The sequence below is a fragment of the Acinetobacter sp. GWC1_38_13 genome, assembly GCF_001767535.1.
In the GTDB taxonomy this organism is placed as follows: Bacteria; Pseudomonadota; Gammaproteobacteria; order Pseudomonadales; family Moraxellaceae; genus Acinetobacter; species Acinetobacter junii.
Map to the genome: position 1 here is coordinate 15,355 of NZ_MELG01000010.1, position 6,395 is coordinate 21,749.

Sequence of the window (6,395 nt, forward strand, 5' to 3'; positions counted from 1 at the left end):
AACATGCTGCTTTGGTACACAGGTGGGCATGGATGGGGAGAGTACTTGGGTTTTCCGAAAGGTTATGCTGAAGCTGAATTACCAATTGGCGTGAGTCGCTTTTGGTCCGCAGCTTTTATTTGGTTCTATATTTGGTTTTTAGTATCAACAGCATTATTCGCTGCCTTTTGGCGATTTCTATCTGATAATAAATGGCAAAAGTGGTCGATTTGGGGGTCGGCATTCATTCTTTTTAATATCTGGTTTGGTGTTCAGGTGAGTGTTGCGATTAACGCATGGTATGGTCCATTCTGGGACATGATCCAAAAAATGCTCAGCGATGGTGGTGGTGACATCAATGATCTTTACAAAGGCACATTGACCTTCCTTTATATCGCGATGGTGGCAGTCACATTTGCAGTCATTAATGCATTTTTTACCAGTCACTACGTATTCCGTTGGCGCACAGCAATGAATGAATACTACACTGCCAACTGGGATAAGCTGCGACATGTAGAAGGTGCTTCACAGCGTATACAAGAAGATACCATGCGCTTTGCGACCATCATGGAAGACTTAGGGGTGGAGTTAATTAAGTCAGTGATGGTACTGATTGCCTTCTTACCTTTGTTGTTCCAAATCTCGCAGAAAGTTCCAGTCTTACCGATCGTGGGGGAAATTGAACATTCTTTGGTGTGGGCGGCTGTTGTATGGGCGATTGCTGGTACAGTTATTCTAATGTTAGTCGGGCAGAAACTTCCTGGTTTGCAATTCAATAATCAGAAGGTTGAAGCTGCTTATCGTAAAGAGTTAGTCTATGGTGAAGACCATGAGAATCGTGCTGATCCTGTTACGTTAAAAGAGTTATTTAGTAAGGTACGAGTCAATTACTTTAGACTTTACTTTCATTATGCCTACTTTAACTTAGTGGCAATTTGGTACAAGCAACTCGATATTTTATATAGCCTTGTCGTATTATTCCCTGCAATCGCATCTGGAAAAATGACGCTTGGTTTGATTAACCAAATCAGTAATATTTTTGATAAAGTCCGTGAATCATTCCAATACCTGATCAGTTCATGGAAAACGATTATTGAACTATTATCGATTCATAAGCGTCTAAAAGCTTTTGAATCAATTCTTGATAAAGACTAGATACTACAAAGAAAAAACCTGCTTCGTGCAGGTTTTTTTATCGCTTAAAGTAGACAAATTCCTAATCCAGCACCTAATGCCATGACCCACAAAGGATGAACTTTTTTAAACATCCCAAGAATTGCAGTCAAGATCACAATTAAGATCAGTAAGGCATTTTGTGCAGAAGCATCTGCAATTAGCCATGCACTGACTAAGACTAAACCGACTGTAATTGGCTTTAAGGCTTTTTCAAATCTTGCTCGTAAAGGATGGTTCTTAAAGCGTTGCCAAAATTTGAGCACATACACTGTGATAATAGATGATGGACCAAACTTCGCTAAGGATGTAACCAATAGACCCGCTGGACCAGCGACATGCCAACCAACTAGCGGCACGATCATCATATTGGGGCCGGGTGCAGCCTGTGCCATTGCAAAAAGCGAACTAAATTGTTCCGCAGTCATCCATTGATGTACGGTTACAACTTGATGCTGCATTTCAGGAAGGATGGCATTACCACCACCAAAAGCTAGTACAGAGAGTTGTGTAAAGACGATCACTAATGTCCATAAGATCATGATTTTTTCACTCCAAGTACCAACAAATTAATCGCAACTAAGATAAATAAAGTCAGTGCCAAAGGAAGTTTGATTAGCAGCATAAATACCAAGGTCAATGCAATCGTCAAAACGGTGAGATAGCTTTTTAAAATGGGGCGTAACATTTTAAATCCTGTGGCAAACAATAAGCCTGCGGCAGCTGCCGCTAGTCCTTGGATCATGTGTTGTACTGCAGTTAAATATTGGAAATGCTCATAGACTTGGTAAATGATCAAGACAATCGCTGTTGGCGCTGAAATTAAGCCTAGTACAGAACTGATAGCACCTTTAATACCTTGGAATTCCATGCCTATCGCAACTGACATATTGATAATATTACCGCCAGGAAGTAACTGACATACGCCAAGTAAATCTGTAAATTTTCCTTCATCTATCCATTTTTTATCTTCAACAATAATGCGATGGGCTAAGGGTAGTACCCCACCGAATCCCATTAATCCTAACTGCATAAATCCCGTAAATAATGCCTTGCAATCAGGCGCTTCTGATACTGGTTCACGCTCCATTGATATTGCTTCGGCTTTCATCGGGACACCTCCTCATCTCTTTTACTCATGATAGGATGGTTGAATAGTGGTATATTTACAAATGCTATTTTTTACATCATCTATACTTTTAAGGTATGTTTAATGGATATTCATAAGCTTCAAGCATTCGTTGCTGTGGTTGAAGAAAGTAATATTTCAAAAGCTGCTGTTCGTCTGCATATGCAACAACCACCATTAACTCGTTTAATCAAAAGTTTAGAAGAAGAACTCAATACCGCTTTATTAAAACGTTTACCTCGTGGTGTAGAAGTTACAGAAGCAGGAAAGGTCTTATATCAAGAAGCGATTACAATTTTGGCACATGCCCAGTCAATTCCTAAAAGAGTCAGAAATATTGCACAGGGTCTCGAAGGTCAGATTAATATTGGCTTTACCAATTCAGCAGGATTACATTCATTTTTACCTGCGTTGTTACGCCAGTTTCGTGAAGAGTTTCCTACTGTGGCCATTCATTTAGAAGAAGACAGCAGTAGTGCATTAACAGATGCGGTGATTAATGAAAAACTAGATATTGTATTTCTACGGAAGCCAGCGCCCATTCATAAAGATGTGCAAAGTCTCCATGTGTTAGATGAACCGCTAATCGTGGCTTTACCAAGCAATCATTCATTGGTAGAAAAAAACGGTGCGATTCGCTTACTTGATTTGGAACCATATGAATTTGTACTTTACCGCCGTTTAGCAGGGCAAGACTTATTCGATAATATTTTGGCAAATTGCTATCAGGCAGGTTTTAGCCCGAATATTGTCCAAGAAGCCCCACGTTTGACATCAAGTCTCAACCTGATCGCAGCAGGGATTGGACTCTCAATCGTACCGGCTTCGATTCAAGACTTTTGGAATAAACAAATTATTTACCGTCCTTTGGAAGCCAAGAAACCTTGTATTGCACCGATCTATGCAATTTATAGAGCCAAAGATAATAATGTTCGAGTAGCACATTTTTTGGATTTACTTAAAGCGAGCCAAGTATTAGAAAATGCGTCTACTACTAATGCGTAAAGTGATAGAAGTTTAAAATTGGTCCAACCAAATGTTGTTGAGATTTATCTAGGGTAACTTTGATTTCTTGAAAGTTAAAATCGCTATCATCACGATATTTCGCTATGCCATGGGTTTTGTTATTCATCTTCGGAATCTGATAACTAAAGAAAGCAACGTATTTGGATGGATGTACTACATGAATTAACTTTTGTGTGTCTTTATAACCGCCAAATTCATTCTCAATGCTTTCTTTTAAAAGGTTTGGAAAATAAAGAGTTGCGTAGGGCATACCGCAACCAACACAAACTGAAGAATCATATAGTTCAATCGCTTGTTTTTGATTCGTGCTCATTAGCAATGCTGAACCTGTACCATTTGCCCCTGCGTTTGCTTCGATATCTTGCCAGTCTTTTGGGACGAGCACAGCACCAATTTCAGGTAGTCCGACCAATTTAAGTTGCTTTGCCAGATTAGCATCTAGCTTAAAATCAAAATGACAGCTTTTTGCTGTACACGATTTAAAGTCTTTTAACAGTCCATCATCGAAGGGATTAGGCGCGGTAACACCATAAAAAGGAACGCGAACATCATTGCTAAAGGAGACTTCACCCAATGCATATATTTGATTCATTGCTTGGCGTTGTTTTATCGTATTTGAAAATTGAGGAAAAATTGGTTCAAATTGACTGACTCCAGCGTGAGTTATTGGAGCAGACAACAGTAATAAAATCGTGGAAATAGAGCATAATAATTTCATTTTTAAAATTTGGTCAAATCAACGTAGTTTGAATCTTCTATCTTCTGCAATAATATGATTTAACACAAGGGTGCCGTAGTCATTTAAACGCTTTACCATACTTTATAAAAATACGAGTGATAAAAAATGAATCCGATGAAAAATATACTTTCTGTTTGCTGTTTTGTGGCGCTAAGTTGTCCTGCTTTTGCGCAGGAAATCAAAGGAATTTCATTTTCACATCAGGATTGGGAAATATATTGTACCAATACAGGAACATGCCGAGCAACAGGCTATTCGGATGAATATAGCAATGATCAAACTCAGCCTGCATCACTCTTACTGACACGTAAGGCTGGAGCAAAGCAAGCTGTCAGTGCTGAATTTGCGTTAGGTAATTTGGAGCAAGAATCTCTATCTCCAGCTAAACTTAAGAATTTACGTTTTTATGTGAATGGAAAAGATTTAGGGCAAGTGACTGTTGATGGTGCGGACTTCCCAATCATGGGAAAACTCACTGCCGCTCAGGTCAATGAATTGCTGCATCAAGCCAAACAAAAGACAGATATTGTATTTAAAAATGCCAATGTCCAATGGCGTATCTCTGATACAGGTATGACTGCTGCATTATTGAAAATGGATGATTTTCAAAAGCGAGTCGGTACGGTTGGGGCGCTAATTAAACAAGGCAAAGCTGATGAATCAAAAGTGTTATCTGCTCAACCCAAACTCACATTGAAACAAGTAAAAACCTCAGATCAGCCATATTTAACTTTAGAACCAACACATAAACGTTATGCCGCCATTCACCAAATCTTAATGGCTGCTCAACCATCACCCAAAGAAGATGATTTCTGTAATGGACTTTATGATTACGATTCTGATGGATCGAAACCCCAAGCAATTCAATTCTACAAACTCACAAATCATAAAGTTTTGGCGATGACGATCTGTTGGCGTGGAGCGTATAACGAAGGATATGGTGCTTGGGTGTTAGATGAATCACTCACGGGTAAAGCAACTTTTGTGACGGAACATGCCTCGGATTTTTATGAAGGTATAATTCAGAGTGCTCAGAAAGGTCGTGGCATCGGGGATTGTTGGTCAAGTGATGAGTGGGTATGGGATGGTCAGAAATTTGTACACACTAAAGATATGTGGACAGGCATGTGTAAAGGGCTTGCTGCGGGCGGGGTATGGGAACTAGATAAAATCGAAGCTGTTGTAAAATAAAGCGTTACATCAATAAAAATAGCCTAAGGAAATATCATGCTGAATAATAAAATTCATTTAAGTAGGTTGATTTTAACGGTTTCATTTAGTTGTTTTAGTTCTTCAATTTTTGCTGCGCCATTACAGATATTAGAGCTTAAAAAAGGACAACTCAGTCAGGTTGAGCAGACGCAAATTTGTGAACAACTTAAAGATCTCTGCCAACAGCAAGCGCAATGGCGCAGTTTAAAAACAGTAGATCAAAATCTATGGCTATTGTCAGGAAGTGATATTGCGCAATTTCGTCTATCGACAACTGGACTTAAATTAACCCATCAGTGGCGTATACAATTAGCACCCTCTGAGGAAATGGCACGGACTAGCCAATATATTTTTCCTAAACTATTTCCAATGACTGAAAACCGTTATGCGATTGCTCAGATTGATACCTTTTCAGAAATGTATTCAGGTGGTGGCGCAGGGATTGAGCGTGCTAATTTTTATGAGTTAAAGGATTTAGGGCAGACACATCGCTTTATTGAAAATTATCCTTTTAGTTTTAATCGCATGATTCGGGCGTGTTTCTCTGAGCGAGATTATGACACTTCTAAAGGGAAATGCCACGATGAGGATAGTTTGAGTCTAGATATTCGTCCGATTAAACCGATGTTGTGGCAATTCCGTTATCGTTATAGTTTAGAAGTATCACCAGCATCGGATTCAGGTGAAAAATCATTTAAGGGTAGTCGCAATCTCAATATTGATCTAAACAAAGCACCACAGCAGCCAAATATTCCTGCACATTGGGATTATCAAGGACAAGGTTAAGTTTTAGTTTTACATTTTGCCTAAGTTTTAAAGGTTTGGGCTTACGCAATTTACAGCGTCATAACAGATGATCTAGCGAGTACATGCTACAAAGAGACAGATTGCTTTTTGGAACTGCGCTTATGTCTCGTGTTTATATTTTTGCTCGCCGTAAAATTTCTCATTTGAGTCGTTCTATATTGATGGCTGCGGCTGTGTTGGGGACAACGCAAATAGTTATAGCAGGGGCAGGGCCAACAGTTGATCAGCTCAGTGATTGTTTGGTGAAAGCCACGACAGCAGCAGATAAAACCACGGTGTTGCAATGGACATTTACGGCTTTAGCAGCGCATCCTGATTTAAAGGGTTTTA

The 6,395-nt window shown here is 39.4% G+C and carries 7 protein-coding genes and 1 pseudogene; 5 read left to right on the forward strand and 3 right to left on the reverse strand.

The window, feature by feature from the left end; genetic code table 11:
* Positions 1-1,134, forward strand: a 1,134-nt coding sequence (gene sbmA, locus A2003_RS01020) for a peptide antibiotic transporter SbmA (protein ID WP_286686708.1), incomplete at its 5' end; no start/stop codon positions are given.
* 44 nt (positions 1,135-1,178) lie between these two features.
* Here the strand turns inward: sbmA and A2003_RS01025 are convergent.
* Together A2003_RS01025 and A2003_RS01030 are read right to left on the reverse strand one after the other, a co-directional pair.
* On the reverse strand, positions 1,179-1,694 hold the full coding sequence (locus A2003_RS01025) for a chromate transporter (protein ID WP_125272463.1): 516 nt from the start codon (positions 1,692-1,694) through the stop codon (positions 1,179-1,181).
* Positions 1,691-2,263: a chromate transporter gene (locus tag A2003_RS01030; protein ID WP_125318424.1), complete on the reverse strand. Its 573-nt coding sequence runs from the start codon at positions 2,261-2,263 to the stop codon at positions 1,691-1,693. The genes A2003_RS01025 and A2003_RS01030 overlap by 4 nt, the downstream gene beginning before the upstream one ends.
* A gap of 102 nt (positions 2,264-2,365) precedes the next feature.
* Between A2003_RS01030 and A2003_RS01035 the strand changes: the two genes are divergently transcribed.
* On the forward strand, positions 2,366-3,286 hold the full coding sequence (locus A2003_RS01035; protein WP_286686709.1) for a LysR family transcriptional regulator: 921 nt from the start codon (positions 2,366-2,368) through the stop codon (positions 3,284-3,286).
* Here A2003_RS01035 and A2003_RS01040 read toward each other — a convergent pair.
* Complete coding sequence (locus tag A2003_RS01040; protein ID WP_039047135.1) at positions 3,276-4,025, reverse strand: DUF4850 domain-containing protein; 750 nt, start codon at positions 4,023-4,025, stop codon at positions 3,276-3,278. The genes A2003_RS01035 and A2003_RS01040 overlap by 11 nt on opposite strands.
* A 126-nt stretch (positions 4,026-4,151) precedes the next feature.
* Here A2003_RS01040 and A2003_RS01045 point away from each other — a divergent pair, with 126 nt between their 5' ends.
* The 3 genes and pseudogenes from A2003_RS01045 to A2003_RS01055 form a co-directional block, all read left to right on the forward strand.
* On the forward strand, positions 4,152-5,237 hold the full coding sequence (locus A2003_RS01045; RefSeq protein WP_286686710.1) for a DUF1176 domain-containing protein: 1,086 nt from the start codon (positions 4,152-4,154) through the stop codon (positions 5,235-5,237).
* A gap of 36 nt (positions 5,238-5,273) precedes the next feature.
* Positions 5,274-6,044, forward strand: coding sequence for a hypothetical protein (locus A2003_RS01050; protein ID WP_286686711.1), 771 nt, complete (start codon positions 5,274-5,276; stop codon positions 6,042-6,044).
* Positions 6,045-6,166: 122 nt separating this feature from the next.
* Positions 6,167-6,395, forward strand: a pseudogene (locus A2003_RS01055) (hypothetical protein); the annotation flags it as partial.

What these genes read in the sequence shown, in the direction of transcription:
- A2003_RS01025 (WP_125272463.1), bottom strand. Translation starts at nt 1,694, where the DNA reads ATGATCTTATGGACATTAGTGATCGTCTTTACACAACTCTCTGTACTA.
- A2003_RS01030 (WP_125318424.1), bottom strand. Translation starts at nt 2,263, where the DNA reads ATGAAAGCCGAAGCAATATCAATGGAGCGTGAACCAGTATCAGAAGCG.
- A2003_RS01035 (WP_286686709.1), top strand. Translation starts at nt 2,366, where the DNA reads ATGGATATTCATAAGCTTCAAGCATTCGTTGCTGTGGTTGAAGAAAGT.
- A2003_RS01040 (WP_039047135.1), bottom strand. Translation starts at nt 4,025, where the DNA reads ATGAAATTATTATGCTCTATTTCCACGATTTTATTACTGTTGTCTGCT.
- A2003_RS01045 (WP_286686710.1), top strand. Translation starts at nt 4,152, where the DNA reads ATGAATCCGATGAAAAATATACTTTCTGTTTGCTGTTTTGTGGCGCTA.
- A2003_RS01050 (WP_286686711.1), top strand. Translation starts at nt 5,274, where the DNA reads ATGCTGAATAATAAAATTCATTTAAGTAGGTTGATTTTAACGGTTTCA.